General features: G+C 68.2%; 36 protein-coding genes and 1 pseudogene. 35 read left to right on the top strand and 2 right to left on the bottom strand.

Annotated features, from left to right (window positions below; all coding sequences use genetic code 11):
* Positions 1 to 170: 170 nt before the first annotated feature.
* From HJG52_RS08345 to HJG52_RS20370, 6 genes are all read left to right on the top strand, one after another.
* Positions 171 to 917, top strand: coding sequence for a polyamine aminopropyltransferase (locus tag HJG52_RS08345; RefSeq protein WP_171242962.1), 747 nt, complete (start codon positions 171 to 173; stop codon positions 915 to 917).
* Positions 918 to 1236: 319 nt separating this feature from the next.
* The gene (rpsL, locus tag HJG52_RS08340; RefSeq protein ID WP_171242961.1) at positions 1237 to 1611 is read left to right on the top strand and encodes a 30S ribosomal protein S12; all 375 of its coding nucleotides are present in this window, start codon (positions 1237 to 1239) and stop codon (positions 1609 to 1611) included.
* Positions 1611 to 2081, top strand: a complete 471-nt coding sequence (rpsG, locus tag HJG52_RS08335; RefSeq protein ID WP_171242960.1) for a 30S ribosomal protein S7 — start codon at positions 1611 to 1613, stop codon at positions 2079 to 2081. The genes rpsL and rpsG overlap by 1 nt, the downstream gene beginning before the upstream one ends.
* Before the next feature lie 132 nt (positions 2082 to 2213).
* A complete protein-coding gene (fusA, locus tag HJG52_RS08330; protein WP_171242959.1) occupies positions 2214 to 4331 on the top strand; it encodes an elongation factor G in 2118 nt (705 codons plus the stop codon).
* A gap of 150 nt (positions 4332 to 4481) precedes the next feature.
* Positions 4482 to 5678: an elongation factor Tu gene (gene tuf / locus HJG52_RS08325; RefSeq protein WP_171242958.1), complete on the top strand. Its 1197-nt coding sequence runs from the start codon at positions 4482 to 4484 to the stop codon at positions 5676 to 5678.
* A gap of 149 nt (positions 5679 to 5827) precedes the next feature.
* Positions 5828 to 7735 (top strand): PKD domain-containing protein, encoded by a 1908-nt coding sequence (locus HJG52_RS20370; protein ID WP_206069986.1) that lies wholly within the window; start codon positions 5828 to 5830, stop codon positions 7733 to 7735.
* 46 nt (positions 7736 to 7781) lie between these two features.
* Here HJG52_RS20370 and HJG52_RS08315 read toward each other — a convergent pair whose 3' ends face one another.
* Complete coding sequence (locus HJG52_RS08315; protein ID WP_171242957.1) at positions 7782 to 9137, bottom strand: alpha-hydroxy-acid oxidizing protein; 1356 nt, start codon at positions 9135 to 9137, stop codon at positions 7782 to 7784.
* 252 nt (positions 9138 to 9389) lie between these two features.
* On the opposite strand from HJG52_RS08315, the gene HJG52_RS08310 reads away from it, so the two are divergent.
* The 25 genes and pseudogenes from HJG52_RS08310 to map all read left to right on the top strand — a co-directional run bounded on the left by HJG52_RS08310 (position 9390) and on the right by map (position 23522).
* On the top strand, positions 9390 to 9989 hold the full coding sequence (locus HJG52_RS08310; protein WP_171242956.1) for a phage protease: 600 nt from the start codon (positions 9390 to 9392) through the stop codon (positions 9987 to 9989).
* A gap of 492 nt (positions 9990 to 10481) precedes the next feature.
* On the top strand, positions 10482 to 10790 hold the full coding sequence (gene rpsJ / locus HJG52_RS08305; protein WP_009775966.1) for a 30S ribosomal protein S10: 309 nt from the start codon (positions 10482 to 10484) through the stop codon (positions 10788 to 10790).
* A gap of 17 nt (positions 10791 to 10807) precedes the next feature.
* Positions 10808 to 11464: a 50S ribosomal protein L3 gene (gene rplC / locus HJG52_RS08300; RefSeq protein ID WP_171243168.1), complete on the top strand. Its 657-nt coding sequence runs from the start codon at positions 10808 to 10810 to the stop codon at positions 11462 to 11464.
* Positions 11465 to 11470: 6 nt separating this feature from the next.
* A complete protein-coding gene (gene rplD / locus HJG52_RS08295) occupies positions 11471 to 12496 on the top strand; it encodes a 50S ribosomal protein L4, sunset domain variant (RefSeq protein ID WP_171242955.1) in 1026 nt (341 codons plus the stop codon).
* Positions 12493 to 12801, top strand: coding sequence for a 50S ribosomal protein L23 (gene rplW, locus HJG52_RS08290; protein ID WP_171242954.1), 309 nt, complete (start codon positions 12493 to 12495; stop codon positions 12799 to 12801). Before rplD ends, rplW begins: the two co-directional genes overlap by 4 nt.
* Before the next feature lie 30 nt (positions 12802 to 12831).
* Positions 12832 to 13668, top strand: coding sequence for a 50S ribosomal protein L2 (gene rplB / locus HJG52_RS08285; RefSeq protein ID WP_171242953.1), 837 nt, complete (start codon positions 12832 to 12834; stop codon positions 13666 to 13668).
* A gap of 14 nt (positions 13669 to 13682) precedes the next feature.
* Complete coding sequence (gene rpsS, locus HJG52_RS08280; RefSeq protein WP_171242952.1) at positions 13683 to 13964, top strand: 30S ribosomal protein S19; 282 nt, start codon at positions 13683 to 13685, stop codon at positions 13962 to 13964.
* Between the two features lie 32 nt (positions 13965 to 13996).
* Positions 13997 to 14365, top strand: coding sequence for a 50S ribosomal protein L22 (rplV, locus tag HJG52_RS08275; protein WP_171243167.1), 369 nt, complete (start codon positions 13997 to 13999; stop codon positions 14363 to 14365).
* Entirely contained in the window at positions 14365 to 15213 is an 849-nt protein-coding gene (gene rpsC / locus HJG52_RS08270) for a 30S ribosomal protein S3 (protein WP_171242951.1), read from the top strand. The genes rplV and rpsC overlap by 1 nt, the downstream gene beginning before the upstream one ends.
* Positions 15213 to 15632, top strand: coding sequence for a 50S ribosomal protein L16 (gene rplP / locus HJG52_RS08265; protein ID WP_171242950.1), 420 nt, complete (start codon positions 15213 to 15215; stop codon positions 15630 to 15632). The genes rpsC and rplP overlap by 1 nt, the downstream gene beginning before the upstream one ends.
* Positions 15632 to 15877, top strand: a pseudogene (gene rpmC / locus HJG52_RS08260) (50S ribosomal protein L29); the annotation flags it as partial. The gene rplP and the pseudogene rpmC, both read left to right, overlap by 1 nt.
* A 2-nt stretch (positions 15878 to 15879) precedes the next feature.
* Positions 15880 to 16194, top strand: coding sequence for a 30S ribosomal protein S17 (gene rpsQ, locus HJG52_RS08255; protein WP_171242949.1), 315 nt, complete (start codon positions 15880 to 15882; stop codon positions 16192 to 16194).
* 155 nt (positions 16195 to 16349) lie between these two features.
* On the top strand, positions 16350 to 16718 hold the full coding sequence (gene rplN / locus HJG52_RS08250; RefSeq protein ID WP_171242948.1) for a 50S ribosomal protein L14: 369 nt from the start codon (positions 16350 to 16352) through the stop codon (positions 16716 to 16718).
* A gap of 3 nt (positions 16719 to 16721) precedes the next feature.
* Positions 16722 to 17081, top strand: coding sequence for a 50S ribosomal protein L24 (gene rplX, locus HJG52_RS08245; protein ID WP_240977210.1), 360 nt, complete (start codon positions 16722 to 16724; stop codon positions 17079 to 17081).
* A gap of 5 nt (positions 17082 to 17086) precedes the next feature.
* Complete coding sequence (gene rplE, locus HJG52_RS08240) at positions 17087 to 17656, top strand: 50S ribosomal protein L5 (protein WP_171242947.1); 570 nt, start codon at positions 17087 to 17089, stop codon at positions 17654 to 17656.
* Between the two features lies 1 nt (position 17657).
* Positions 17658 to 17843, top strand: coding sequence for a type Z 30S ribosomal protein S14 (locus HJG52_RS08235; RefSeq protein WP_007924699.1), 186 nt, complete (start codon positions 17658 to 17660; stop codon positions 17841 to 17843).
* A gap of 86 nt (positions 17844 to 17929) precedes the next feature.
* Positions 17930 to 18328 (top strand): 30S ribosomal protein S8, encoded by a 399-nt coding sequence (gene rpsH, locus HJG52_RS08230; protein ID WP_171242946.1) that lies wholly within the window; start codon positions 17930 to 17932, stop codon positions 18326 to 18328.
* A gap of 13 nt (positions 18329 to 18341) precedes the next feature.
* Entirely contained in the window at positions 18342 to 18878 is a 537-nt protein-coding gene (rplF, locus tag HJG52_RS08225) for a 50S ribosomal protein L6 (protein ID WP_171242945.1), read from the top strand.
* Positions 18879 to 18881: 3 nt separating this feature from the next.
* Entirely contained in the window at positions 18882 to 19256 is a 375-nt protein-coding gene (gene rplR / locus HJG52_RS08220; RefSeq protein ID WP_171242944.1) for a 50S ribosomal protein L18, read from the top strand.
* 43 nt (positions 19257 to 19299) lie between these two features.
* The gene (gene rpsE, locus HJG52_RS08215) at positions 19300 to 19950 is read left to right on the top strand and encodes a 30S ribosomal protein S5 (RefSeq protein WP_171242943.1); all 651 of its coding nucleotides are present in this window, start codon (positions 19300 to 19302) and stop codon (positions 19948 to 19950) included.
* Positions 19950 to 20132, top strand: coding sequence for a 50S ribosomal protein L30 (gene rpmD, locus HJG52_RS08210; protein WP_020143226.1), 183 nt, complete (start codon positions 19950 to 19952; stop codon positions 20130 to 20132). The genes rpsE and rpmD overlap by 1 nt, the downstream gene beginning before the upstream one ends.
* Position 20133: 1 nt before the next feature.
* Complete coding sequence (rplO, locus tag HJG52_RS08205) at positions 20134 to 20637, top strand: 50S ribosomal protein L15 (protein ID WP_171242942.1); 504 nt, start codon at positions 20134 to 20136, stop codon at positions 20635 to 20637.
* A 153-nt stretch (positions 20638 to 20790) separates the two neighbouring features.
* A complete protein-coding gene (gene secY, locus HJG52_RS08200; protein ID WP_171242941.1) occupies positions 20791 to 22104 on the top strand; it encodes a preprotein translocase subunit SecY in 1314 nt (437 codons plus the stop codon).
* Positions 22105 to 22680 (top strand): adenylate kinase, encoded by a 576-nt coding sequence (locus HJG52_RS08195; protein WP_171242940.1) that lies wholly within the window; start codon positions 22105 to 22107, stop codon positions 22678 to 22680.
* Positions 22680 to 23522, top strand: a complete 843-nt coding sequence (gene map, locus HJG52_RS08190) for a type I methionyl aminopeptidase (protein WP_171242939.1) — start codon at positions 22680 to 22682, stop codon at positions 23520 to 23522. The genes HJG52_RS08195 and map overlap by 1 nt, the downstream gene beginning before the upstream one ends.
* 70 nt (positions 23523 to 23592) lie before the next feature.
* Here the strand turns inward: map and HJG52_RS08185 are convergent, their stop codons facing one another.
* Positions 23593 to 23898, bottom strand: coding sequence for a type II toxin-antitoxin system VapC family toxin (locus tag HJG52_RS08185; protein ID WP_346767634.1), 306 nt, complete (start codon positions 23896 to 23898; stop codon positions 23593 to 23595).
* Positions 23899 to 24040: 142 nt separating this feature from the next.
* Here HJG52_RS08185 and infA point away from each other — a divergent pair, with 142 nt between their 5' ends.
* The 4 genes from infA to rpsK all read left to right on the top strand — a co-directional run bounded on the left by infA (position 24041) and on the right by rpsK (position 25483).
* A complete protein-coding gene (gene infA, locus HJG52_RS08180; RefSeq protein ID WP_006946284.1) occupies positions 24041 to 24262 on the top strand; it encodes a translation initiation factor IF-1 in 222 nt (73 codons plus the stop codon).
* An 85-nt stretch (positions 24263 to 24347) separates the two neighbouring features.
* On the top strand, positions 24348 to 24461 hold the full coding sequence (rpmJ, locus tag HJG52_RS08175; RefSeq protein ID WP_006592630.1) for a 50S ribosomal protein L36: 114 nt from the start codon (positions 24348 to 24350) through the stop codon (positions 24459 to 24461).
* 243 nt (positions 24462 to 24704) lie between these two features.
* Positions 24705 to 25082, top strand: a complete 378-nt coding sequence (rpsM, locus tag HJG52_RS08170) for a 30S ribosomal protein S13 (protein ID WP_171242937.1) — start codon at positions 24705 to 24707, stop codon at positions 25080 to 25082.
* Positions 25082 to 25483, top strand: coding sequence for a 30S ribosomal protein S11 (gene rpsK / locus HJG52_RS08165; RefSeq protein ID WP_171242936.1), 402 nt, complete (start codon positions 25082 to 25084; stop codon positions 25481 to 25483). The genes rpsM and rpsK overlap by 1 nt, the downstream gene beginning before the upstream one ends.
* The last annotated feature ends 5 nt before the right edge of the window (positions 25484 to 25488 follow it).

Genomic DNA, 25488 nt, shown 5'->3' with positions numbered 1-25488 from the left:
TGCAACCCGGGCTTGGGTTTGGGCTCTGTCATCTACTCCAACCTTTCGAAACGGACGAAACGTAGCCGTCTCCTGGTTGGGTGTTTCAGCCGGGCTCTGGTGTATTAACTCTGACGCGGAAGGGGGCCTCGTGCCGTGTGGTCGGCAACGAGTGGGGAAGGATGGGTCGCGTGAGTGGGTTCGGCGACGAGGGCGGCGTCACGGCGGCCGAGCTGGTCACGGTGGCGCGGTCGCACACCCCGCACGGGGAGGTGGCGCTGCGCCGCCGCGGCGAGGTGCTCGAGCTCGTCGTCGGGGGAGTGTTCGCGATGGACACCGTCGACGTCTCCACCGAGGTCGAGCTGGCCCAGGCCGCGCTCGCCGACCACACCGACCCGAGTCGCGTCCTCGTCGGTGGGCTGGGCCTGGGCTTCACCGCCCGCACCGTCCTCGCCGACGACCGGGTCGAGCGCCTCGATGTCGTCGAGCTGGCTGCCCCGCTGGTGCAATGGGCTCGCGCGGGAGTCGTCCCCGAGCTGGCGGACCTCGAGGCTGACGGACGCTGCCGCCTGTATGCCGCGGACGTCGCCGACGTCCTCACCGGCACCTCACCGGTGCCGTCGCAGCCGTGGGACCTCATCCTGCTCGACGTCGACAACGGGCCGGGCTTCCTCGTCCACGCCCACAACGCCGGCCTCTACGCACCCACCGGCCTGCACGCGGCATACGGGGCACTGGCGCCCGGTGGGCGCCTTGTCATCTGGTCCTCGCACGAGGCGCCCGACCTGGCCGCCGACCAGCGCGCGCTCGCCACCAGGCACGACGGTGCGACCGCAGGGGAGCAGGTCATCACGATCCACCGGGAGGGGCGCAGGTTCGACTACGCGCTCTACTCCCTGACCGCGCCGGCCGCCGCACCGACGCCCGGTCGGGCATAGGCGCGCCACCTGCGGTGTTGTACCGGGGGCTGCCGGCAGGAACCGATTTGGAGCGGTTCTGTGCAGGCGGTATCTTTGAGGACTGTGCCTGAGGTGTGCCTCGGGCATGCCCGCTGGACGCGGCGCCGGTTTTCCGGACAGCCGCCCCAGCACCACCTCTCGCCGGGCAATCCACGACTCGACCCGCATGGGTCACGTGTGGGGAGTGCAGGGGAGAGCGCCCAGTCCGACACACCCGAGTGCGGGGGTCGGGGGACGGCGACAACACCAAGGAGTGCCCACCAGGGCACGGACCACTCGACGACGTACGGAGAACAGGTTGCCTACGATCAACCAGCTGGTGCGCAAGGGCCGGCAGGACAAGGTCGCCAAGACCAAGACCCCTGCCCTCAAGGGCTCGCCGCAGCGCCGCGGTGTGTGCACGCGCGTGTACACCACCACCCCCAAGAAGCCGAACTCGGCGCTGCGCAAGGTGGCTCGTGTCCGCCTCACCAGCGGCATCGAGGTCACGGCATACATCCCCGGTGTCGGCCACAACCTGCAGGAGCACTCGATCGTGCTCGTGCGCGGTGGTCGTGTGAAGGACCTCCCGGGTGTGCGCTACAAGATCATCCGCGGCTCGCTCGACACCCAGGGTGTCAAGGGCCGCCAGCAGGCTCGTTCCCGGTACGGCGCGAAGAAGGAGAAGAAGTAATGCCTCGCAAGGGCCCCGCGCCGAAGCGCCCCCTCGTCGTCGACCCGGTCTACCAGTCTCCGCTGGTGACCCAGCTGGTCAACAAGGTCCTGCTCGACGGCAAGAAGTCGATCGCCGAGACCATCGTCTACGGCGCCCTCGAGGGCTGCCGCGAGAAGACCGGCACCGACCCCGTCGCCACCCTCAAGCGTGCGCTCGACAACATCCGCCCGACCCTGGAGGTCAAGTCCCGCCGTGTCGGTGGCGCGACCTACCAGGTGCCGGTCGAGGTCAAGCCGAACCGCGCGACCACCCTGGCCCTGCGCTGGATGGTCGGCTACTCGCGTCAGCGTCGTGAGAAGACGATGACCGAGCGCCTCATGAACGAGATCCTCGACGCCTCCAACGGCCTCGGCGCAGCAGTCAAGCGCCGCGAGGACACCCACAAGATGGCCGAGTCCAACAAGGCCTTCGCGCACTACCGCTGGTGACAGCGGCCGGTATGCCGCGTGCGCCAGGCGCGCACGCGGCATACCGGACAGCGTGTGGTCACCACTGGTCGCCACGCGCACAACGCAACGAACACAACAGCTTTCCGCAACGAGCGAGATGAGATAACGCAAGTGGCACTCGACGTCCTGACGGACCTCACGAAGGTCCGCAACATCGGCATCATGGCGCACATCGACGCCGGCAAGACGACGACGACGGAGCGCATCCTCTTCTACACCGGTGTCAACCACAAGATCGGTGAGACGCACGACGGTGCGTCCACGACCGACTGGATGGAGCAGGAGAAGGAGCGGGGCATCACCATCACCTCCGCTGCCGTCACCTCCTTCTGGGAGGGCACCCAGATCAACATCATCGACACCCCCGGTCACGTCGACTTCACCGTCGAGGTGGAGCGCTCGCTGCGCGTCCTCGACGGCGCCGTCGCCGTCTTCGACGGCAAGGAGGGCGTCGAGCCCCAGTCCGAGACCGTGTGGCGCCAGGCCGACAAGTACGACGTGCCTCGCATCGCGTTCGTCAACAAGATGGACAAGCTCGGCGCGGACTTCTACTTCACCGTGCAGACCATCAAGGACCGCCTCGGTGCGGAGCCGTTGGTGATGCAGCTTCCGATCGGCTCCGAGAACGACTTCATCGGTGTCGTCGACCTGCTCTACATGCGCGCCCTGGTGTGGCCCGGCGACGCCAAGGGTGACGTCACCATGGGTGCCAAGTACGAGATCCAGGAGATCCCGGCGGACCTGCAGGCCAAGGCCGAGGAGTACCGCAACCACATCGTGGAGCGCGTCGCCGAGTCCGACGACGACCTCATGGAGAAGTACCTCGGTGGCGAGGAGCTGTCGATCGAGGAGCTCAAGGCGGGCATCCGCAAGCTCACCGTCAACTCCGAGCTCTACCCGATCTTCTGTGGTTCGGCCTTCAAGAACCGCGGTGTGCAGCCGATGCTCGACGCCGTCGTCGACTACCTCCCGTCGCCGCTGGACGTCGACGCGATGCAGGGCCACAAGCCGGGCGACGAGTCGGTCGAGATGACCCGCGAGCCCAGCAAGGAGGCCCCGTTCTCCGCGCTGGCGTTCAAGGTAGCCGCCCACCCGTTCTTCGGCACGCTCACCTTCATCCGGGTCTACTCCGGCCGCGTCGCAGCGGGCTCGCAGGTCGTCAACACGACCAAGGGCAAGAAGGAGCGCATCGGCAAGCTGTTCCAGATGCACGCCAACAAGGAGAACCCGGTCGAGGAGGCCCTGGCGGGTCACATCTACGCCGCCATCGGTCTCAAGGACACCACCACCGGTGACACCCTGAGCGACCCGAACGAGCAGATCGTGCTCGAGTCGATGACGTTCCCCGAGCCGGTCATCCAAGTGGCCATCGAGCCCAAGACCAAGGGCGACCAGGAGAAGCTGTCGACGGCCATCCAGAAGCTCTCCGCCGAGGACCCGACCTTCCAGGTCCACCTCGACGAGGAGACCGGCCAGACGATCATCGCCGGCATGGGCGAGCTCCACCTGGACATCCTCGTGGACCGCATGAAGCGCGAGTTCAAGGTCGAGGCCAACGTCGGCAAGCCGCAGGTGGCCTACCGCGAGACGATCAAGTCGAGCGTGGACAAGTACGACTACACCCACAAGAAGCAGACGGGTGGGTCGGGCCAGTTCGCGAAGATCCAGATCAGCCTCGAGCCGCTGGACACGACCGAGGGTGGCGAGCTCTACGAGTTCGACAACAAGGTCACCGGTGGTCGCGTGCCGCGCGAGTACATCCCGTCGGTCGACGCCGGTATCCAGGACGCCATGCAGTACGGCGTGCTCGCCGGCTACCCGCTGGTGGGCATCAAGGCGACGCTGCTCGACGGTGCGTACCACGACGTCGACTCCTCGGAGATGGCGTTCAAGATCGCCGGCTCGATGGCGCTCAAGGAGGCTGTCCGCAAGGCCAACCCCGTGCTGCTCGAGCCGATGATGGCCGTCGAGGTGCGTACGCCCGAGGACTACATGGGTGACGTCATCGGCGACATCAACGCCCGTCGTGGCCAGATCCAGGGCATGGAGGACATCAGCGGCGCCAAGGTCGTCCGCGGTCTCGTCCCGCTCTCGGAGATGTTCGGCTACGTCGGCGACCTGCGTTCCAAGACGCAGGGTCGGGCGAGCTTCTCGATGGAGTTTGACTCCTACGCCGAGGTCCCCAAGGCTGTGGCCGAGGAGATCATCAAGAAGACCCGGGGTGAGTGACCGGTAGAGTTACCGGTCGCGCACCGTTGGGGTCGGATTCCCAGCAACACACCCCAAGCACCACCGCACCACGCAACACACCCACAATCCGCGCCACGTCCTGCCAGGGCTGCGGCGTAACACCAAGAAGAGTCCTGAGGAGGACATCAAGTGGCGAAGGCAAAGTTCGAGCGGACTAAGCCGCACGTCAACATCGGCACCATCGGTCACATCGACCACGGTAAGACGACGCTGACGGCTGCGATTTCCAAGGTCCTGCACGACAAGTACCCGGACCTGAACCCGCAGTTCGCGTTCGAGGACATCGACAAGGCGCCCGAGGAGAAGCAGCGCGGTATCACCATCTCCATCGCGCACATCGAGTACCAGACCGAGTCGCGTCACTACGCGCACGTCGACTGCCCCGGTCACGCGGACTACGTGAAGAACATGATCACCGGTGCGGCCCAGATGGACGGCGCGATCCTCGTGGTCGCCGCCACCGACGGCCCGATGCCGCAGACGAAGGAGCACGTCCTCCTGGCCCGCCAGGTCGGCGTTCCCTACATCGTCGTGGCGCTCAACAAGGCCGACATGGTCGACGACGAGGAGATCCTCGAGCTCGTCGAGATGGAGGTCCGCGAGCTGCTGTCCGACTACGAGTTCCCCGGCGACGACGTCCCGGTCGTCAAGGTCTCCGCGCTCAAGGCCCTCGAGGGCGACGAGAAGTGGGGCCAGTCGGTGCTCGACCTCATGGACGCGGTTGACACCGCGATCCCGGAGCCGGAGCGCGAGATCGACAAGCCGTTCCTCATGCCCGTCGAGGACGTCTTCACGATCACCGGTCGTGGCACGGTCGTCACCGGCCGTATCGAGCGCGGTGTCCTCAACGTCAACGAGGAGGTCGAGATCGTGGGCATCCACGACGGCCCCCCGGCGAAGACCACCGTCACCGGCATCGAGATGTTCCGCAAGCTCCTCGACGAGGGTCGCGCGGGCGAGAACGTCGGTCTGCTGCTTCGCGGCACCAAGCGCGAGGACGTCGAGCGCGGCCAGGTCATCGTCAAGCCCGGCTCGATCACCCCGCACACGGAGTTCGAGGCGAACGTCTACATCCTGTCCAAGGACGAGGGCGGCCGTCACACGCCGTTCTACGACAACTACCGTCCGCAGTTCTACTTCCGTACGACTGACGTGACCGGCGTTGTCCACCTGCCTGAGGGCACCGAGATGGTCATGCCCGGTGACAACACCGAGATGAAGGTCGAGCTCATCCAGCCGATCGCCATGGAGGAGGGCCTGCGCTTCGCCATCCGCGAGGGCGGCCGCACCGTCGGCGCCGGCCGGGTCACCAAGATCACCAAGTGATCTAGGGCTCGACTCGAGCACCAGCTCCACCAAGGGGCCCCGCAGCTTCGGCTGCGGGGCCCTTTGCATTGGTATGCCGGGTAAGGGCGGGAATGGCCTACGTCCTGGGGGCGACCTGCCGCGGAGCCGGGAGGTCTAGCGTCGCGAGCATGAAGGGTCGCTTCCGCGCGGCAGCGATGTCTGCGGTGGTCCTGGCTGCGCTGCTGGCGGGCCCGGTCGCCTCCGCCCCCAGCGAGGTGACGCTGCGGTTCAGCGCAGCGGGCGACTACTCCACGTCGACCGAGGCACGCGCGGTGCTCGACACCATCGGCGGGCTGGACAACGACCTCAACCTCGCCTTGGGCGACCTGTCCTACGGTGCCACCGGAGACGAGCAGGCGTGGTGCTCGCTGGTGACCAGCAAGGTGGGCAGCGGCTACCCGTTCGAGCTGATCAGCGGCAACCATGAGAGCAACGGCCTCAACGGCAACATCAACGACTTCTCCGCCTGCCTGCCCAACCAGCTGCCCGGTGCCGTCGGCACCTACGGCCGGCAGTACTACGTCGACGCGCCCAAGGGGACCCCGTTGGTGCGCTTCGTGAACATCTCGCCGGCCCTGGACTATCCCGACGGGCAGTGGTCGTACACCGTCGGATCGCCGAGATACGAGTGGACCGCGGCGGCGATCGACGGCGCGCGAGCCGCTGGCATCCCCTGGGTGGTCGTCTCCATGCACAAGCCCTGCATCAGTGTCGGCTTCTACCCGTGCGAACCGGGTGCCGACCTGCTGAACCTGCTCCTCGCCAAGCGGGTCGACCTGGTGCTGTCGGGCCACGACCACATCTACCAGCGCAGCAAGCAGCTGCGCACCGGTCCGGGGTGCACGACGATGACCCCCGACGTGTACAACGCCGCCTGCGTCGGTGACTCGGACAGCTCGCTGGTGGCCGGGGCCGGCAGCGTCTTCGCCATCGTCGGCAGTGGAGGCGTGCCCTTGCGCGACGTGACGATGACCGATCCCGAGATGCCCTACATCGCGGCCTACCAAGGTCTGAACGCCAACCCGACCTGGGGTGTCGTGGACGTCTCCGCGACGAGCACCGTGATGTCGGTGGCGTTCCGCCGCGCGGCGGGCGGCACGTTCGCCGACTCCTTCACGATCACCCGCGGCGCGGCAAACCAAGCCCCGGTGGCCGCCTTCAGCCCGTCGTGCACCAACCTTGCCTGCTCGGTCGATGCCACGGCCAGCTCGGACCCGGACGGCACCATTGCCTCTTACGCGTGGGACTGGGGCGACGGCAGCGCCGCCGGCTCGGGGGCCACGGCGAGACACACGTATGCCGCCGGCGGCACCTACGCCATCACGCTCACCGTCACCGACGACACAGGTGCGACGGGCACGACGACCAGGTCGGTGTCCGTGGCCCCGGCGACCGTGATCGCGAGCGACGCCTTCGGTCGCACCGTCACCGGTGCCTGGGGTCCCGCAGATACCGGCGGCAACTGGACCATCAGCGGGCCGGCCGCGAGCTTCTCCGTCGGCGGTGGCACGGGTCAGTTGAGGTTTGCCGCGGGCAACGGACTGTGGGCCGCGCTGGCGGCGCCGAGCAGCACCACCACGGATGTCACCGCGAGCATCGGCATGGACAAGGTCCCGACGGGCAGCGGGATGTACGTCTCGGTGACCGGCCGCCGCGTGGCCGGGGTTGGGGAGTACCGGGGCAAGGTGCGCTTGCAGCCGGACGGCGCGGTGGCAGTCTCCCTGCACCGGACGAACGCCGCCGGCGTCGAGACGGGACTCGCAGCCGACGCGACGGTCAGTGGCCTGTCGATTGCACCTGGCCAACGGCTGATGGCCCGGGTGCAGGTCTACGGCACGGCACCGACCACCATCCGGATGCGGGTCTGGAAGGTCGGGGCCACCGAACCCACCACCTGGCAGCGGTCAGTGACCGACGCGACAGCGGGGTACCAGGTGCCCGGTGGTCTGGGGCTCTTCGGATACCTGTCCTCGGGCGCCACCAACGGACCGGTCGTGCTGTCCGTCGACGACCTTCAGGCAGTGCCCGGCCCCTAGCCGCCTGCGGTCACCGAGTCGCGCTGCTGCGGCTCGAGGGGCCGGATCAGGGTGGGCCCGAGGTGCCGGCTGCTGGGCCGGTGGTGAGGATCTCCGGGGTGAGGTCGTCCACCGTTTCGGCACCGATCAGACCCATCGTGAGGTCCAGCTCGGCGACGAGGTTCGCCACGACGTCACGCACTCCCGCGCCGCCGGCCAGGGCGAGGCCGTACATGTACGGCCGCCCGATGGCGACCGCATCCGCGCCCAGCGCCAGCGCCTTGACCACGTCGGCACCGGAACGGACCCCGCTGTCCAGCACGAGCGGCATACCCTCGCCCACGGCGGCCCGCACCGCGGGCAGGGCGTCCAGGCTCGCGATCGCCCCGTCGACCTGGCGCCCACCGTGGTTGCTCACCACGATGCCGTCCGCGCCCGCCTCGACCGCGCGACGCGCGTCGTCGGGGTGCACGATCCCCTTGAACAGCACGGGCAGCGACGTGCGTGACTTGATGGTCGCGAGCGTCTCCCAGTCGAGCCCGGGGTTGGAGTAGATGTCGAGGAAGGTCTCGACGGCGGCGCGCGGCTCGGGGGAACGCAGGTTGTCGCGCAGCGACCCGGGGTGCTCGCGGCTGATCGACAGCATTGTGCGGATCGCGCCGAGGGTGACCTCGACGTCGCCCTTGGCCCGCCCCGGGTCGGCCGTCCGCTCGCGCACGATCTCGCGGAAGCGCGGGTCGGAGGTGTACTGCGCGATGCCGATGCCCTGGCTGAAGGGCAGGCTGCCTAGGTTGAGGTCCTGCGGCCGCCACCCGAGCATCGTGGTGTCGAGCGTGACGACGACCGCGTCGGCGCCGCTGGCCTCGGCCCGGCGCAGCAGGCTGTCGACGAGGGCGTCGTCGGTCGACCAGTAGAGCTGGAACCAGCGCGGCGCGTCGCCCATGGCGGCGGCGACGTCCTCCATGGGCGAGCAGCCCTGGTTGGACAGGATGTAGGGGACGCCCGTCGCCGCGGCGCCGCGACCGATGTGCACGTCGCTGTCGGCCCGGACCATCGCGGCGGCGCCGATGGGGGCGAGCAGGAGGGGAGTGGGCAGCCGTCGCCCGAACAGCTCGACCGACAGGTCGCGGCTCACGTGGCCGCTCGCCATGCGTGGCACGAGTGCGTGCCGCTCGAAGGCCGCACGGTTGGCGCGCATCGTGGCTCCCGACCCTGCCCCGCCGGCGACGTAGGCCCACGCCCTGGCCGACATCGCCGCCCGCGCACGGGTCTCCAGCGTGGCGAAGTCGGTCGGGACCTGCGGCGCCCGGCCCAGCACGCCCGCGCGGTAGATCAGTGACTGCCGGGCCCGCCCCGGCCCGGGTGCGGCGGCCGAACCAGTCGCGGTGGCGGGATCGGGCAGGCTGGTCGACTCAGTCGTCATGGCGCCGATCCTGTCAGCCCACCCCGCTTGCGTCCGCGGATCCGGTTGCCGGAACCGCCGCAACCGCGGACGCCAGCACGCGGCATACCGCAACGTCGGCGGATCTGGCTGCCGGAGCCGCCACCACCACGGACGCAAGCAATCGGGGATCGACAGGTGGCTGACAGGGTCGCCACGGCTGCGGGCCAGCGTCGCCACGGACGGTGGAGAGCCAGGCCGGCCACGGGGTCGGCCATGACCGAAGGAACCCGCATGTCCATCAGCAAACCCGTGAAGATCGCCGCCGTGGGTGGCGTCGTCGCCCTCGCGACCGGCATCGGCGCGAGCCAGGCCCTGGCCGCGGGGAGCACCCCGAGCCCGAGTGCCACCTCCAGCGCGAGCCCGAGCACCGCGCCCGAGCAGTCCGGTGGGTCCGCCACGACCGACCAGGAGGGCCGTAGCCCCGGCGGCCCCGGTGGTCCCGGACGCGGCGGTCACGGCCGCGGCATGGATGCCGCCGCGCTCGCCTCCGCGCTCGGCCTCTCCGAGAGCAAGGTGCAGACGGCGCTCGACAGTGTCCGCGAGCAGCTCAAGCCGAGCAGCCCGCCGGCCCAGGGCACCAAGCCGACCGAGGCCGACCGGGCGGCCCACGAGAAGGCCGAGGTCGCCGCCTTGGCCAAGGCGCTCGGCGTCTCCGAGGCCAAGGTGCAGGCGGCGCTGGACAAGGTGCAGGCGGCGCAGAAGACCGAGCGCCGCACGGACCTGTCCACCCGCCTCGACACTGCGGTCAAGGACGGCAAGCTCAGCGCGGCCGACAAGGAGTCGGTGCTCAAGGCGTTCGACGCCGGCGTCCTCGGCGGCGGACCCCGCTGAAAGCGCCCAGGCGGCTTCGCACGGGAACCCTGATGTTCACTCGCGCCAGTAACCCGAGCGAAGCTCGCTTTCCCGCTTGACGCGGGAAAGCTGGGACTGGTGGGGCGGCGCCGACCGGCTGCGTGGGCCGGTTCGGCGCCGCCCCGTCGCGTTCGACGACGCGCCACGGACGGGGGTATGCCGGGTGGTCCGGCCTCGATTTGGTAGGTCGCCACACGCTCTGGCACACTGGACCGGTTGCTTGACGCGCGTCGTTGACCCATGTCGACGCCGCCACCCCGGTGCCACACCTCGAACCGCATTCTCACGTGCGGGGCGACACTCCGGGAAGCGCAAGCCCCGGCTCTGCCGGACCAACCGATTCCGCACGACTCGCGCGAGAGCGCATGTCGTCGGGCCGCGAAGCGGGTGCGACACACCCGACCGCGGGGGTCGGAGGGTCGAGAGGGCCGGCCACCAGCTAGATGTACGGCGAGAGAGAGAAAGCTTCAGATGGCGGGACAGAAGATCCGCATCCGACTGAAGTCGTATGACCACGAGGTCATCGACAACTCGGCGCGCAAGATTGTCGACACGGTGACCCGTGCCGGGGCGACGGTCGTCGGCCCGGTGCCGCTGCCCACGGAGAAGAACGTCTTCGTGGTCATCCGTTCGCCGCACAAGTACAAGGACAGCCGCGAGCACTTCGAGATGCGCACCCACAAGCGCCTCATCGACATCATCGACCCGACGCCCAAGGCCGTCGACTCGCTGATGCGTCTCGACCTCCCGGCCGACGTCAACATCGAGATCAAGCTCTGACTCGGGACATGACTGCCATGACTTCTAATGCAACCAAGACCGTGAAGGGCGTGCTGGGCACCAAGCTCGGCATGACCCAGGTGTGGGACGCCGACAACAAGCTCGTCCCCGTCACCGTGATCGAGGCCAGCCCGAACGTCGTCACCCAGCTGCGTGACGCCGACAAGGACGGGTATGCCGCGGTTCAGCTCGCGTACGGCGCGATCGACCCGCGCAAGGTCACCAAGCCGCTGACCGGCCACTTCGAGAAGGCCGGCGTGACGCCGCGTCGCCACCTCGTCGAGCTGCGCACCGCTGACGCGGGCGACTACGAGCTCGGCCAGGAGGTCACCGTCGAGACCTTCGAGGCGGGCCAGGACGTCGACGTCACCGGCACCACCAAGGGCAAGGGCTTCGCCGGTGTCATGAAGCGTCACGGCTTCCACGGCGTCTCGTCCTCGCACGGTGCACACCGCAACCACCGCAAGCCCGGCTCGATCGGTGGCTGCGCCACCCCGGGTCGTGTCTTCAAGGGCATGCGCATGGCGGGCCGCATGGGCGGCGTTCGCCAGACCACCCAGAACCTGCAGATCCACGCCGTGGACGCTGACAAGGGCCTGCTGCTCGTCAAGGGTGCCGTTCCCGGCCCCCGCGGCAGCGTCGTCCTGGTCCGCACGGCCGCGAAGGGAGCCTGAACCTAGATGGCTACTCAGACTGCCAAGGCCGCGAAGGTCGAGCTCCCTGCCGAGATCTTCGACGTCCAGGTCAACGTTCCGCTGATCCACCAGGTCGTCGTCGCGCAGATGGCTGCTGCCCGCCAGGGCACGCACGCCACCAAGACGCGTGGCGAGGTCCGTGGTGGTGGTCGCAAGCCGTACCGCCAGAAGGGGACCGGCCGCGCCCGCCAGGGCTCGACCCGTGCGCCGCAGTTCGCCGGCGGTGGCACCGTCCACGGCCCGCAGCCGCGTGACTACGCCCAGCGGACCCCCAAGAAGATGAAGGCCGCCGCCCTGCGTGGCGCCCTGTCCGACCGCGCCCGGAACGACCGCGTCCACGTGGTCGAGGGCCTGGTGTCCGGCACCACCCCGTCCACCAAGGACGCGGTGGCCCTGCTCGCCGGCCTGACCGAGCGCCCCAACCTGCTGGTCGTGCTCGACCGCAGCGACATCGTGTCGCTGAAGTCGGTGCGCAACCTCGAGGGCGTGCACGTCCTGGCCGCTGACCAGCTCAACACCTACGACGTGCTCTGCGCCGACGACGTGGTCTTCACCAAGGCTGCGCTCGACGCGTTCGTGGGCGGTGCCCAGCCGGTCGGCGGGGTCGAGGCCGACGTCGTCACCGAGGCCCCGGCCGAGGCGAAGTCGGACAAGGCGGACAAGCCTGCCAAGAAGGCGACCGCGAAGAAGGCCGCCGACAAGCCGGCCAAGGCCGACGACGCCAAGGCTGACAAGGCCGACAAGGCCGCGACGCTGGTCGACACCGACGCGGCGACCGACGGTGGCTTCGGCCCCGACTCGGCCGCTGCGCTCGAGGACGGCTCGGCGCCCGAGGGCTTCGAGGTCAAGGGCAACAAGGACTCGATGAAGTACCACGTTCCCGGTTCGCGCTGGTACGACGCGACCGTGGCCGAGGTGTGGTTCCGCACTGCGGAGGCCGCCGAGGCTGCCGGTTTCGTCCCCGCCGGTGGCGCGAAGGCCCAGGACGTGGCTGAGGAGGAGACCAAGTGAGCACCAACTTCGTCCTCGACAAGGACCCGCGCGACATCCTGATCGCGCCGGTCGTGTCGGAGAAGTCGTACTCGCTGCTCGACGAGGGCAAGTACACCTTCCTCGTCGACCCGCGGGCCAACAAGACCGAGATCAAGATCGCCGTCGAGCGCGTCTTCGGTGTCAAGGTCGACTCCGTGCACACCCTCAACCGCCCGGGCAAGGCTCGCCGCACCCGGTTCGGCACCGGCAAGCGCAAGGACACCAAGCGTGCGATCGTCACCCTCCGCGAGGGCTCGATCGACATCTTCGGTGCGGGCGCCTGACGCTGACGAGACGTAAGGAACTACGTAACCATGGGTATCCGCAAGTACAAGCCGACGACGCCCGGTCGCCGCGGCTCGAGCGTTGCCGACTTCGTCGAGGTCACGCGCACCACGCCTGAGAAGTCGCTGGTCCGCCCGCTGACCAAGTCCGGTGGCCGCAACAGCAACGGGCGCATCACGACCCGTCACATCGGTGGCGGTCACAAGCGCGCCTACCGCGTCATCGACTTCCGTCGCCACGACAAGGACGGCGTGCCGGCCAAGGTCGCTCACATCGAGTACGACCCCAACCGCACCGCCCGCATCGCGCTGCTGCACTACGCCGACGGCGAGAAGCGCTACATCCTCGCCCCGCGTGGCCTGGAGCAGGGCATGGCGATCGAGAACGGTCCGGCCGCCGACATCAAGCCCGGCAACAGCCTGCCGCTGCGCAACATCCCGACCGGTACGGTCATCCACGCCGTCGAGCTCAAGCCCGGTGGCGGCGCGAAGATCGCCCGCTCGGCCGGTGTGCGTGTGCAGCTCGTCGCCAAGGACGGCCCCTACGCCCAGCTGCGTATGCCGTCCGGTGAGATCCGCAACGTCGACCTGCGCTGCCGCGCCACGGTCGGCGAGGTGGGCAACGCCGAGCAGTCCAACATCAACTGGGGCAAGGCCGGCCGCATGCGCTGGAAGGGCAAGCGCCCGACCGTCCGCGGTGTCGCCATGAACCCGGTCGACCACCCGCACGGTGGTGGCGAGGGCAAGACCTCCGGTGGTCGCCACCCGGTCAGCCCCTGGGGGCAGGCCGAGGGCCGCACCCGCCGCCCGGGCAAGCCGAGCGACAAGATGATCGTTCGCCGCCGTCGTACTGGCAAGAAGCGCTGATAGGAGCCTTTGAAATGCCTCGCAGTCTGAAGAAGGGCCCCTTCATCGACGACCACCTCCAGAAGAAGGTGGACGCCCAGAACGAAGCGGGTTCGAAGAACGTCATCAAGACCTGGTCCCGTCGGTCGGTCATCAGCCCCGACTTCCTGGGCCACACCTTCGCCGTGCACGACGGCCGCAAGCACGTCCCGGTGTTCGTCACCGAGTCGATGGTCGGCCACAAGCTCGGCGAGTTCGCGCCGACCCGCACGTTCAAGGGTCACGTGAAGGACGACAAGAAGGGGCGTCGTCGCTGATGGCCGCCTCGACCGAGAACAAGGACACCGTGATGGAAGCCAAGGCCGTCGCGCGCCACGTGCGCGTCACGCCGATGAAGGCTCGCCGGATCGTCGACCTCATCCGTGGCAAGCAGGCCACCGAGGCCGTCGCCGTGCTGACCTTCGCGCCGCAGTCCGCCAGTGACCCGGTGAAGAAGGTGCTCGAGAGCGCCATCGCCAACCTCCGGGTCAAGGCCGACGCCGCATCCGAGGCGTTCGACGAGCGCGAGCTGGTCGTCAGCGCGGCATACGTCGACGAGGGCCCGACGATGAAGCGGTTCCGGCCGCGCGCCCAGGGCCGGGCGTCCCGCATCAACAAGCGCACCAGCCACATCACCGTGGTCGTCACGCCGAAGACCACCAAGGGAGGCACCCGCTAATGGGTCAGAAGGTCAACCCCAATGGCTTCCGCCTCGGTATCACCACCGAGCACAAGAGCCGCTGGTTCGCCGACTCCACCAAGGACGGTCAGCGCTACCGCGACTACGTAAAGGAAGATGTCGCCATCCGCAAGCTCATGTCCACGGGCATGGAGCGGGCCGGCATCTCCCGCGTCGAGATCGAGCGCACCCGTGACCGGGTCCGGGTGGACATCCACACCGCGCGTCCCGGCATCGTCATCGGTCGCCGTGGCGCCGAGGCCGACCGCATCCGCGGCGAGCTCGAGAAGCTCACGGGCAAGCAGGTGCAGCTGAACATCCTCGAGGTCAAGAACCCCGAGATCGACGCGCAGCTGGTCGCCCAGGGCATCGCCGAGCAGCTCAGCGCCCGTGTGTCGTTCCGACGCGCGATGCGCAAGGGCATGCAGTCCGCCACCCGCGCCGGTGCCAAGGGCATCCGCGTGCAGGTGTCCGGCCGCCTCGGCGGCGCGGAGATGTCGCGCACCGAGTTCTACCGCGAGGGTCGCGTGCCGCTGCACACCCTCCGGGCGAACATCGACTACGGCTTCTACGAGGCCCGCACCACCTTCGGCCGCATCGGCGTGAAGGTCTGGATCTACAAGGGTGACGTCACCGCTCGTGAGCTGGCGCAGCAGCAGGCTGCCGCGCCGTCGCGCCCGAGCCGTGGCCCGCGTCGTGACGGTGGGGACCGCCCCGCCCGTGCGCGTCGCGAGCGTCCCGCCGAGGCGACCGCCTCGACCGACGCCCCCCTGACCGAGAGCGTCGCTGCCGAGGCCACTGTCGAGGCACCGGCGAGCACCCCGAGCAGCACCGAGGGAGAGTCCTGATGCTGATTCCTCGTCGAGTCAAGCACCGCAAGCAGCACCACCCGGGTCGTTCCGGGGCTGCCAAGGGCGGCACCAAGATCGCGTTCGGCGACTACGGCATCCAGGCTCTCGAGCCGGCCTACGTCACCAACCGTCAGATCGAGTCTGCTCGTATCGCGATGACCCGCTACATGAAGCGTGGCGGAAAGGTCTGGATCAACATCTACCCGGACCGCCCGCTGACCAAGAAGCCTGCCGAGACCCGCATGGGTTCCGGTAAGGGTTCGCCCGAGTGGTGGATCGCCAACGTCAAGCCCGGCCGCGTCATGTTCGAGGTGTCCGGTGTCTCCGAGGAGGTTGCTCGTGAGGCCATGCGTCTGGCGATGCACAAGCTCCCGATGAAGTGCCGCTTCGTGCGGCGTGAGGGTGGTGACATCTGATGGCAGTCGGTTCCAAGGACCTGACGTCGGAGAACCTGCGTGGTTTCGACGACGACCGCCTGGTCGACGAGCTGCGCAAGGCCAAGGAGGAGCTGTTCAACCTCCGGTTCCAGTCGGCCACCGGCCAGCTGGACAACCACGGCCGCCTGCGCGCAGTCCGCAAGGACATCGCCCGCATCTACACCGAGATCCGTGAGCGCGAGCTGGGTATCGGACAGAGCGTCTCCGCCACCACGGAGGAGTCGGCATGAGTGAGAACGTGAAGGATGACGCCGTGACCGAGGTCGCCGCGAACGCGGACCGCAACTCTGACCGCCACTACAGGAAGACCCGTCAGGGTTACGTGGTCAGCGACAAGATGGACAAGACCGTCGTGGTCGAGGTCGAGGACCGCGTCAAGCACGCGCTCTACGGCAAGGTCATGCGGCGCTCGAGCAAGGTCAAGGCGCACGACGAGGCCAACTCGGCCGGTGTCGGTGACCGCGTCCTCATCATGGAGACCCGGCCGCTGTCCGCCACCAAGCGGTGGCGCGTGGTCGAGATCCTCGAGAAGGCCAAGTAAGACCGCCGGGCCCCACGGCCCACCCCGCCGGCCACGCGGCATACCGCGTCGATCGTCAAGAACGACACCGTATGCCGCACGGCCGGCACCCAGACCACCAACAGTTCGGCCAGGCTCACCGCGAGTGAGAACCAGCTCGACGACAGGAGTGAGAAGTGATCCAGCAGGAGTCGCGACTGCGCGTCGCCGACAACACCGGTGCCAAGGAGATCCTGTGCATCCGTGTTCTCGGCGGTTCGGGTCGTCGGTACGCCGGCATCGGTGACGTCATCGTCGCCGCCGTCAAGGACGCCATCCCCGGCGGCAACGTCAAGAAGGGCGACGTCGTCAAGGCGGTCGTCGTGCGCACCACCAAGGAGCGCCGCCGCGCCGACGGCAGCTACATCAAGTTCGACGAGAACGCCGCCGTCATCCTCAAGGGCGACGGCGACCCCCGTGGCACCCGCATCTTCGGCCCGGTGGGCCGTGAGCTGCGCGAGAAGAAGTTCATGAAGATCATCTCGCTCGCGCCGGAGGTGCTGTAAGCCATGGCGACGCAGAAGGCGAAGATGAAGATCAAGAAGGGCGACACCGTCCAGGTCCTCACGGGCAAGGACAAGGCCAAGCAGGGCAAGGTCATCGCCGTGTTCCCCGAGACCCAGCGCGTGCTGGTCGAGGGTGTCAACCGGGTGACCCGCCACACCAAGGCCGGTCAGTCGGCTCGTGGCACCCGCACCGGCGGCCTGGTCGTCCAGGAGGCCGCGATCCACGTGAGCAACGTGGCCGTCGTGGACCCGTCCGAGAAGAAGCCGACCCGGGTCAAGACCCGTGTCGAGACCGTCGAGCGCAATGGCCGTGACAAGGCCAGCCGCACGCGTGTGGCCGTGCGCTCGGGCAAGGACCTGTGAGAGAGATGACGGACACCATCACCGAGAAGACGGCCCCCCGTCTCAAGGCGCGCTACGCCGAGGAGATCAAGGGCCAGCTGCAGGACCAGTTCGGCTACGCCAACGTCATGCAGGTGCCGGGCGTCGTCAAGGTCGTCGTCAACATGGGTGTCGGCGACGCCGCCAAGGACTCCAAGCTCATCGAGGGCGCGATCCGCGACCTGTCCGCCATCACCGGGCAGAAGCCGCTGGTCACCAAGGCCCGCAAGTCGATCGCCCAGTTCAAGCTGCGTGAGGGTATGCCGATCGGCGCCCACACCACGCTGCGTGGCGACCGCATGTGGGAGTTCCTCGACCGCCTGGTGTCGGTCGCGCTGCCGCGCATCCGCGACTTCCGCGGCCTGTCGCCGAAGCAGTTCGACGGCAACGGCAACTACACGTTCGGCCTGACCGAGCAGTCGATGTTCCACGAGATCGACCAGGACAAGATCGACCGCGTCCGGGGCATGGACATCACCGTGGTCACCAGCGCCACCAACGACGACGAGGGCCGGGCACTGCTCAAGGCGCTCGGATTCCCCTTCAAGGAGAACTGACATGGCGAAGACCGCCCTGATCAACAAGGCGAACAAGAAGCCGAAGTTCAAGGTGCGCGGCTACACCCGCTGCCAGCGCTGCGGCCGCCCGCACTCGGTCTACCGCAAGTTCGGCCTGTGCCGCGTGTGCCTTCGCGAGATGGCCCACCGGGGCGAGCTGCCCGGCGTGACCAAGAGCTCCTGGTAAGACCACCAACCCACTGATTCTTCTACATCGAAGGTCGCCGCACGAGATGTGCGGTGAAACCGCGGTGAGAGAGGGCGGAGAAGCCCATGACCATGACTGACCCGATTGCGGACATGTTGACCCGCGTCCGGAACGCCAACTCGGCGCACCACGACGCAGTCTCCATGCCGTTCTCCAAGCTGAAGTCCCACATCGCAGAGATCCTCCAGGCCGAGGGTTACATCGCCGGCTGGAGCGTCGAGGACGCCGAGGTCGGCAAGACGCTGACCGTCGAGCTGAAGTACGGCCCCAACCGCGAGCGTTCCATCGCTGGCGTGCGCCGTGTCTCCAAGCCCGGCCTGCGCGTCTACGCCAAGTCGACGAACCTTCCCAAGGTCCTCGGCGGTCTCGGTGTGGCCATCATTTCCACCTCGTCTGGCCTCCTCACGGACAAGCAGGCGGCGTCCAAGGGCGTGGGCGGGGAAGTCCTCGCCTACGTCTGGTAAGGGAGTATTCGACATGTCGCGTATTGGACGACTTCCGGTCGCCATCCCGAGCGGTGTCGACGTCACCATCGACGGTCGCACCGTCACGGTGAAGGGTCCCAAGGGCCAGCTGTCGCACGTCGTCGCCGAGCCGATCACGGTCGGTCAGGAGGACGGCTCGATCGAGGTGAAGCGCCCCAACGACGAGCGCGAGTCCCGTGCCCTGCACGGCCTGACCCGCTCGCTCATCAACAACATGGTCCTCGGTGTCACCGAGGGCTACGAGAAGAAGATGGAGATCCACGGCACGGGTTACCGCGTGGCCAACAAGGGCGGGAACCTCGAGTTCTCCCTCGGCTACAGCCACCCCATCACCGTGGAGGCCCCCGAGGGCATCTCCTTCGCCGTCGAGAACCCCACCCGCTTCGCGGTCCAGGGCATCGACAAGCAGCTGGTTGGCGAGGTTGCCGCGAACATCCGCAAGCTGCGCAAGCCCGACCCGTACAAGGGCAAGGGCGTGCGCTACGCGGGCGAGCACATCCGCCGCAAGGTCGGAAAGGCTGGTAAGTAAGCCATGGCAATGACCGTCAAGCGTGCCAAGGGCAAGTCGGCGGCGCGTGGCCGCCGCCACCTGCGCCTGCGCAAGAAGGTGACCGGTACCACCGCGCGTCCGCGCCTGGTCGTGTCGCGCTCGTCGCGCCACGTCTTCGTGCAGATCGTCGACGACACGGTCGGCAAGACCGTCGCGTCGGCCTCCACCATGGAGGCGGACCTGCGTACCTTCGAGGGCGACAAGACCGCGAAGGCCCGCAAGGTCGGCGAGCTGCTCGCCGAGCGTGCCAAGAGCGCCGGCGTCGAGGCCGTCGTCTTCGACCGGGGTGGCAACCGCTACCACGGCCGGGTCGCCGCCATCGCCGAGGGCGCCCGTGAGGGTGGGCTGGCGCTGTGACCGCTACCACGAACATCGCAACCGTTGAGATGAGGAACATCTGATGCCCGGACCCCAGCGTCGAGGCACTGGCGCAGCCGGCGACAACAACCGGGGCGAGCGCGGCGACCGCCGCGACCGCCGCGACAACCGTCGTGACGGCGGACGCGACCAGGCCGAGAAGTCCCAGTACGTCGAGCGCGTCGTGACCATCAACCGCGTCGCCAAGGTCGTCAAGGGTGGCCGCCGCTTCAGCTTCACCGCCCTCGTGGTGGTCGGCGACGGCGACGGCACCGTCGGTGTCGGCTACGGCAAGGCCAAGGAGGTGCCCGCGGCGATCGCCAAGGGTGTTGAGGAGGCCAAGAAGCAGTTCTTCAAGGTCCCGCGCATCCAGGGCACCATCCCGCACCCCGTGCAGGGTGAGGCCGCCGCGGGTGTCGTCATGCTCCGCCCCGCCGCCCCCGGTACCGGTGTCATCGCCGGTGGCCCGGTGCGTGCGGTGCTCGAGTGCGCCGGCGTCCACGACGTCCTGTCCAAGTCCCTGGGCTCGGACAACGCCATCAACATCGTCCACGCGACCGTCGAGGCCCTCAAGGGCCTCGAGCGTCCGGAGGCCGTGGCCGCCCGCCGTGGCCTTCCGGTCGACCAGGTCGCCCCGGCCGCGATGCTGCGCGCCCAGGCCGAGGGCCGTGAGGCCGCCAAGGCTGGTGCGTGATGGCTCGTCTGAAGGTGACCCAGACCCGTTCGGAGATCGGCGGCAAGCAGAACCAGCGTGACACGCTGCGCAGCCTCGGTCTGAAGCGTATTGGCGACGTCGTCGTCAAGGAGGACCGTCCCGAGATCCGCGGGATGGTCAAGACGGTGACCCACCTGGTCTCCGTCGAGGAGGTTGACTGACATGGCAGCCAAGGACACCGCCAAGAAGACCACCGCGAAGGCGGAGGCCCAGGCGTCCGAGGGTTCGGCCCTCAAGCTGCACCACCTGCGTCCGGCCCCCGGCGCCAAGACCGCCAAGACCCGCGTGGGTCGCGGTGAGGGCTCCAAGGGCAAGACCGCCGGTCGCGGCACCAAGGGCACCAAGGCCCGCTACCAGGTTCCGGAGCGCTTCGAGGGTGGCTCGATGCCGCTGCACATGCGCCTGCCGAAGCTGCGCGGGTTCAAGAACCCGGCCAAGGTGACCTACCAGGTCGTGAACCTGGACCGGATCACCGCCCTCTACCCGCAGGGTGGCGACGTGACCGTCGACGACCTCGTGGCCAAGGGTGCCGTCCGCGACGGCCAGCCGGTCAAGGTGCTCGGAACCGGTGAGATCAGCGTCAAGGTCAGCGTGACCGTCGACAAGGTCTCCGGCTCCGCCAAGGAGAAGATCGAGGCCGCTGGCGGCTCGGTCACCTCCGCCTGAGCACGACCCAAACCACACGGTATGCCGCGGGCTCACCTCAGTGAGGTGAGCCCGCGGCATACCCGTGCAGGGACCCGGCCCGGGAGCCGGGGTAACCTGCCTAGGATTGCCTGACCGTTCCCGCGGGTGACCCCCGCGCCACCAGGAGGACCTGTGCTCACCGCCTTCACCCGTGCGTTCAAGACGCCGGACCTGCGCAGGAAGCTGCTGTTCACGCTCTTCATCGTGATCATCTTCCGGCTGGGCTCGCACGTGCCGGTGCCCGGCGTGAGCTACGCCGCCGTGCAGAAGTGCATCCAGGACGCCCCGAAGAACTCCGGCGTCCTCGGCCTGGCCAACCTCTTCAGTGGTGGCGCGCTGCTCCAGCTGTCGATCTTCGCGCTCGGGATCATGCCGTACATCACGGCGAGCATCATCGTGCAGCTCCTCACCGTGGTCATCCCGCGGTTCGAGGCCCTCAAGAAGGAGGGCCAGCAGGGCCAGACGAAGATGACGCAGTACACGCGTTACCTCACCATCGGCCTGGCGATCCTGCAGTCCTCGACGCTGATCACGTTCGCGCAGAACCCGACCGCGCTGTTCGGTCCGCAGTGCACGAACATCCTGCCCGACGAGTCGATCCCGACCCTGGTCATCATGGTGCTCACCATGACCGCCGGCACCGGTGTGGTCATGTGGCTCGGTGAGATCATCACCGACAAGGGCATCGGCAACGGCATGTCGCTGCTGATCTTCACCTCGATCGCCTCGACCTTCCCGAGCTCGCTGTGGGCGATCCAGCAGCAGGACGGCCGCTGGGACATCTTCATCGGCGTGATCCTGCTCGGCTTCCTCATCATCGCGCTCGTCGTGTTCGTCGAGCAGAGCCAGCGGCGCATCCCCGTCCAGTACGCCAAGCGGCAGGTCGGCAGGCAGATGTACGGCGGCACGTCCACGTACATCCCGCTCAAGGTCAACATGGCCGGCGTGATCCCCGTGATCTTCGCCTCGTCCCTGCTCGCGCTGCCCTCACTCGTGGCACAGTTCAACCGGTCGACCACCGGTGACCAGCCGGGATGGGTGACGTGGATCGAGCAGCACCTCGTGCGAGGTGACCACCCGATCTACATGATCATCTACGTCGCGTTGATCCTGTTCTTCACGTTCTTCTACGTGTCGATCACGTTCAACCCGGTCGAGGTCGCCGACAACATGAAGCGCTACGGCGGCTTCATCCCAGGTATCCGCGCCGGGCGACCCACGGCCGAGTACCTCGACTACGTGCTCACCCGCATCACGGTCCCCGGGGCCATCTACCTCGCGCTCGTCTCGCTCATCCCGCTCATCGCGCTGGTGGCGGTCGGTGCCAACCAGAACTTCCCGTTCGGTGGCACGTCGATCCTCATCATCGTCGGTGTCGGGCTGGAGACCGTGAAGCAGATCGAGTCCCAGCTGCAGCAGCGTCACTACGAAGGGTTCCTCAGGTAAATGCGCCTCATCATCCTCGGGCCGCCCGGTGCCGGTAAGGGCACGCAGGCCGCCAAGATCGCTGCCGAGTACGGCATCCCCGCCATCTCCACCGGCGACATCTTCCGCGCGAACATCAAGAACGAGACGCCCCTTGGCCTGCAGGTCAAGGAGGTGCTCGCCTCCGGTGGCTACGTGACCGACGAGATCACCAACGCCATCGTGCGCGACCGGCTGTTCGAGGACGACGCCGAGCAGGGCTTCCTGCTCGACGGCTACCCGCGGACCGCCGCCCAGGTGGACGCGCTCGACGCGATCCTGGCCGAGCACAGCCACGCCCTCGACGCCGTGCTCGAGCTGACCGTCGACGAGGACGCCGTCGTCGCCCGGCTGCTCAAGCGGGCCGAGGAGCAGGGCCGCGACGACGACACCGAAGAGGTCATCCGCGAGCGCCAGGCCATCTACCGCCGCGAGACCGCGCCGCTGTGCGAGGTCTACTCCGCGCGCGGCCTGCTCGTGCAGGTCGACGGCATGGGCACGGTCGACGAGGTCTTCGCCCACATCACCACCGCGCTCGCCGGGGTCTCCCGCTCCTGATGTTCGGCCGCTCCCGGGTGGACACCAAGACGCCCGACCAGATCCGCGCCATGCGCAAGGCCGGTCTGGTCGTCGGCCAGACGCTGCAGCTGATGGCGCAGACGGTGCGACCCGGCATGACGACCAAGCAGCTGGACGAGCTGGCCGAGGAGCACATCCGCGGCGCCGGCGGCGTGCCGTCGTTCCTCGGCTACCACGGGTTCACCGGGTCGCTGTGCACCTCGGTCAACGAGGAGGTCGTCCACGGCATACCCGGCCCCCGGGTGCTCGCCGAAGGTGACCTCATCTCGATCGACTGCGGCGCCATCGTCGACGGCTGGCACGGCGACGCGGCCATCTCGGTCATCGTCGGCGGCCGCGAGGCCGGGCGCCCCGAGGACCTCGCGCTGATCGACCTCACCGAGGACTCCATGTGGGCCGGCATCGCTGCGTTGTCGGTGGGGGAGTCGTTGTATGCCGTGGGCGCGGCCGTCGAGGACAGCATCGTCGCCGCGGGCGACCGGCTGGGTCGGGAGTACGGCATCGTCGAGGACTATGTCGGCCACGGCATCGGCACCGAGATGCACATGGACCCGCAGGTGCCCAACTACCGGGTCCGCGAGAAGGGCCCGACCGTGCGGTCCGGGCTGACCGTCGCGATCGAGCCGATGGTGACGCTGGGGTCGGCCGACTCCGAGGTGCTCGCCGACGACTGGACCGTCGTGACGCTCGACAAGTCGCGCGCGGCCCACTGGGAGAACACCGTCGCCGTCACGGACGACGGCCTGTGGGTGCTCACCGCCCTCGACGGCGGCAAGGAGCGGCTGGAAGCCCTCGGCGCGGCATACGCCCCCCTCGACTGACTTCCTGGCACTTCGGGCCACTGGGGCTCGGTGCTCGGGTCCGGACCAAGCGTGCGTGGCCCGAAGTCGCCTACGAGCCCAGGACCCGGAGCGCCTCGGACGGCTCGAGGCGCCGCAACCCGGGGATCGCGTCGAAGTCTCGGTCCAGCGTGACGATGGTGTCGAACCCGTGCACCACCGCGGTCGCGGCGACCATGGCGTCGCGGCCCCGAACAGGACCCTGCTCGATGAGTCGCAACGCTGCGTCGATGACCGCGTCATCCAGGGGATGGGCGACGAGGGCGGAGCGAAGGGCGCTTACCTCCTGCAGAGCGCTGTCACGCGAACCCATCCGGATGCGGTGGTACAGGAACTCCTGCACCGTCTCCGCGCTGATGTGCAGCCGGCGATTTCGTGCTCAGCGCGACCTGACGTAGACTGGTTCGTCGGTGCGCGACCTGCGCGCCGTATTCGTGTGTCCATCCACCAGGCGCAAACCGGCGTCTCGGCGTGGGCACGAGCAGCAGATTGTGGAGGCTATGGCCAAGAAGGACGGTGTCATCGAGATCGAGGGCACGATCGTCGAGGCTCTCCCGAACGCGATGTTCCGGGTCGAGCTCACGAACGGTCACAAGGTTCTCGCTCACATCTCGGGCAAGATGCGTCAGCACTACATCCGGATCCTCCCCGAGGACCGTGTGGTGGTCGAGCTCAGCCCGTACGACCTGACCCGTGGCCGGATCGTCTTCCGCTACCGCTGACGCACCACCAGCACGACCAGCACCACCCCGCAAGACCCCGTTGACCACTCGGCCAGCGGGCCCAGATCGACTCGAAGCAGAGGCTATGAAGGTCCAGCCGAGCGTCAAGAAGATCTGCGACAAGTGCAAGGTGATCCGCCGCAACGGCCGGGTCATGGTGATCTGCGAGAACCTGCGCCACAAGCAGCGCCAGGGCTGACCAGAGCCACCACCGGCACCCGCGAGGGAGTCGGACCCAGCACGACCTCGCAGCTTCGCGAGCGCATGACAAGTGAATTGATCGCGGTACCCGGCCCCTGTGCGCGGCGTTCTCCACGCCGACCAGGACGTCACCCCCGGCCCGGAGGCCGGGGACCGGAGCCCCGAGGCACTCACCTCGGACCCATGGCCCGGACTGGTACTGCCCCAGACCTCCGGTGAAACAGCAAAGGAAACACACAAGATGGCACGTCTTGTCGGTGTCGACCTGCCGCGCGAGAAGCGCGTCGAGGTGGCACTCACGTACATCTTCGGGGTCGGTCGTACGACCGCCCAGAAGGCAGTCGCCAGCACCGGGGTCAACCCGGACACCCGCGTCCGCGACCTCACGGACGACGACCTGGTCAAGCTGCGCGACTACATCGAGGCGAACGTCAAGCACGAGGGTGACCTCCGTCGCGAGGTCGCCGCTGACATCCGCCGCAAGGTCGAGATCGGCTCCTACGAGGGCCTTCGTCACCGTCGCGGTCTCCCGGTGCGTGGTCAGCGCACCAAGACGAACGCGCGCACCCGCAAGGGCCCGAAGCGCACCGTGGCCGGTAAGAAGAAGGTTGGTAAGTAATGCCCCCGAAGACTCGCGCCGGCGCCAAGAAGGTGCGCCGCAAGGAGAAGAAGAACGTCGCCGTGGGCCAGGCCCACATCAAGAGCACGTTCAACAACACCATCATCTCGATCACCGACCCGACCGGTGCGGTGATCTCGTGGGCCTCGGCCGGCCAGGTCGGCTTCAAGGGCTCGCGCAAGTCCACCCCGTTCGCCGCGCAGATGGCCGCCGAGGCTGCCGCCCGCCGCGCCATGGAGCACGGCATGCGCAAGGTCGACGTCTTCGTCAAGGGCCCGGGCTCCGGTCGTGAGACCGCGATCCGTTCCCTGACCGCCACCGGCCTCGAGGTCGGCGCGATCAGCGACGTCACCCCTTCGCCGCACAACGGTGTCCGTCCGCCCAAGCGTCGCCGCGTCTGAGTAAC

This window comes from Knoellia koreensis (assembly GCF_013041615.1).
GTDB lineage: Bacteria > Actinomycetota > Actinomycetes > Actinomycetales > Dermatophilaceae > Pedococcus > Pedococcus koreensis.
Note: the sequence above shows the minus strand (reverse complement) of the source record. Positions and strands in the feature narration are given on the sequence as shown.

Coding starts and splice junctions, on each gene's coding strand:
- rpsS (WP_171242952.1), top strand. CDS start 13,683: ATGCCTCGCAGTCTGAAGAAGGGCCCCTTCATCGACGACCACCTCCAG.
- infA (WP_006946284.1), top strand. CDS start 24,041: ATGGCCAAGAAGGACGGTGTCATCGAGATCGAGGGCACGATCGTCGAG.
- rplR (WP_171242944.1), top strand. CDS start 18,882: ATGGCAATGACCGTCAAGCGTGCCAAGGGCAAGTCGGCGGCGCGTGGC.
- rpsQ (WP_171242949.1), top strand. CDS start 15,880: ATGAGTGAGAACGTGAAGGATGACGCCGTGACCGAGGTCGCCGCGAAC.
- rpsE (WP_171242943.1), top strand. CDS start 19,300: ATGCCCGGACCCCAGCGTCGAGGCACTGGCGCAGCCGGCGACAACAAC.
- rpsK (WP_171242936.1), top strand. CDS start 25,082: ATGCCCCCGAAGACTCGCGCCGGCGCCAAGAAGGTGCGCCGCAAGGAG.
- rplV (WP_171243167.1), top strand. CDS start 13,997: ATGGAAGCCAAGGCCGTCGCGCGCCACGTGCGCGTCACGCCGATGAAG.
- rpsJ (WP_009775966.1), top strand. CDS start 10,482: ATGGCGGGACAGAAGATCCGCATCCGACTGAAGTCGTATGACCACGAG.
- rpsM (WP_171242937.1), top strand. CDS start 24,705: ATGGCACGTCTTGTCGGTGTCGACCTGCCGCGCGAGAAGCGCGTCGAG.
- map (WP_171242939.1), top strand. CDS start 22,680: ATGTTCGGCCGCTCCCGGGTGGACACCAAGACGCCCGACCAGATCCGC.
- HJG52_RS08195 (WP_171242940.1), top strand. CDS start 22,105: ATGCGCCTCATCATCCTCGGGCCGCCCGGTGCCGGTAAGGGCACGCAG.
- rplB (WP_171242953.1), top strand. CDS start 12,832: ATGGGTATCCGCAAGTACAAGCCGACGACGCCCGGTCGCCGCGGCTCG.
- rpsC (WP_171242951.1), top strand. CDS start 14,365: ATGGGTCAGAAGGTCAACCCCAATGGCTTCCGCCTCGGTATCACCACC.
- HJG52_RS20370 (WP_206069986.1), top strand. CDS start 5,828: ATGAAGGGTCGCTTCCGCGCGGCAGCGATGTCTGCGGTGGTCCTGGCT.
- rpmJ (WP_006592630.1), top strand. CDS start 24,348: ATGAAGGTCCAGCCGAGCGTCAAGAAGATCTGCGACAAGTGCAAGGTG.
- HJG52_RS08310 (WP_171242956.1), top strand. CDS start 9,390: ATGTCCATCAGCAAACCCGTGAAGATCGCCGCCGTGGGTGGCGTCGTC.
- rpsG (WP_171242960.1), top strand. CDS start 1,611: ATGCCTCGCAAGGGCCCCGCGCCGAAGCGCCCCCTCGTCGTCGACCCG.
- rpmD (WP_020143226.1), top strand. CDS start 19,950: ATGGCTCGTCTGAAGGTGACCCAGACCCGTTCGGAGATCGGCGGCAAG.
- rplO (WP_171242942.1), top strand. CDS start 20,134: ATGGCAGCCAAGGACACCGCCAAGAAGACCACCGCGAAGGCGGAGGCC.
- rpsH (WP_171242946.1), top strand. CDS start 17,930: ATGACCATGACTGACCCGATTGCGGACATGTTGACCCGCGTCCGGAAC.
- rplX (WP_240977210.1), top strand. CDS start 16,722: ATGGCGACGCAGAAGGCGAAGATGAAGATCAAGAAGGGCGACACCGTC.
- rplE (WP_171242947.1), top strand. CDS start 17,087: ATGACGGACACCATCACCGAGAAGACGGCCCCCCGTCTCAAGGCGCGC.
- rplP (WP_171242950.1), top strand. CDS start 15,213: ATGCTGATTCCTCGTCGAGTCAAGCACCGCAAGCAGCACCACCCGGGT.
- HJG52_RS08235 (WP_007924699.1), top strand. CDS start 17,658: ATGGCGAAGACCGCCCTGATCAACAAGGCGAACAAGAAGCCGAAGTTC.
- rplC (WP_171243168.1), top strand. CDS start 10,808: ATGACTTCTAATGCAACCAAGACCGTGAAGGGCGTGCTGGGCACCAAG.
- rplF (WP_171242945.1), top strand. CDS start 18,342: ATGTCGCGTATTGGACGACTTCCGGTCGCCATCCCGAGCGGTGTCGAC.
- rplD (WP_171242955.1), top strand. CDS start 11,471: ATGGCTACTCAGACTGCCAAGGCCGCGAAGGTCGAGCTCCCTGCCGAG.
- HJG52_RS08315 (WP_171242957.1), bottom strand. CDS start 9,137: ATGACGACTGAGTCGACCAGCCTGCCCGATCCCGCCACCGCGACTGGT.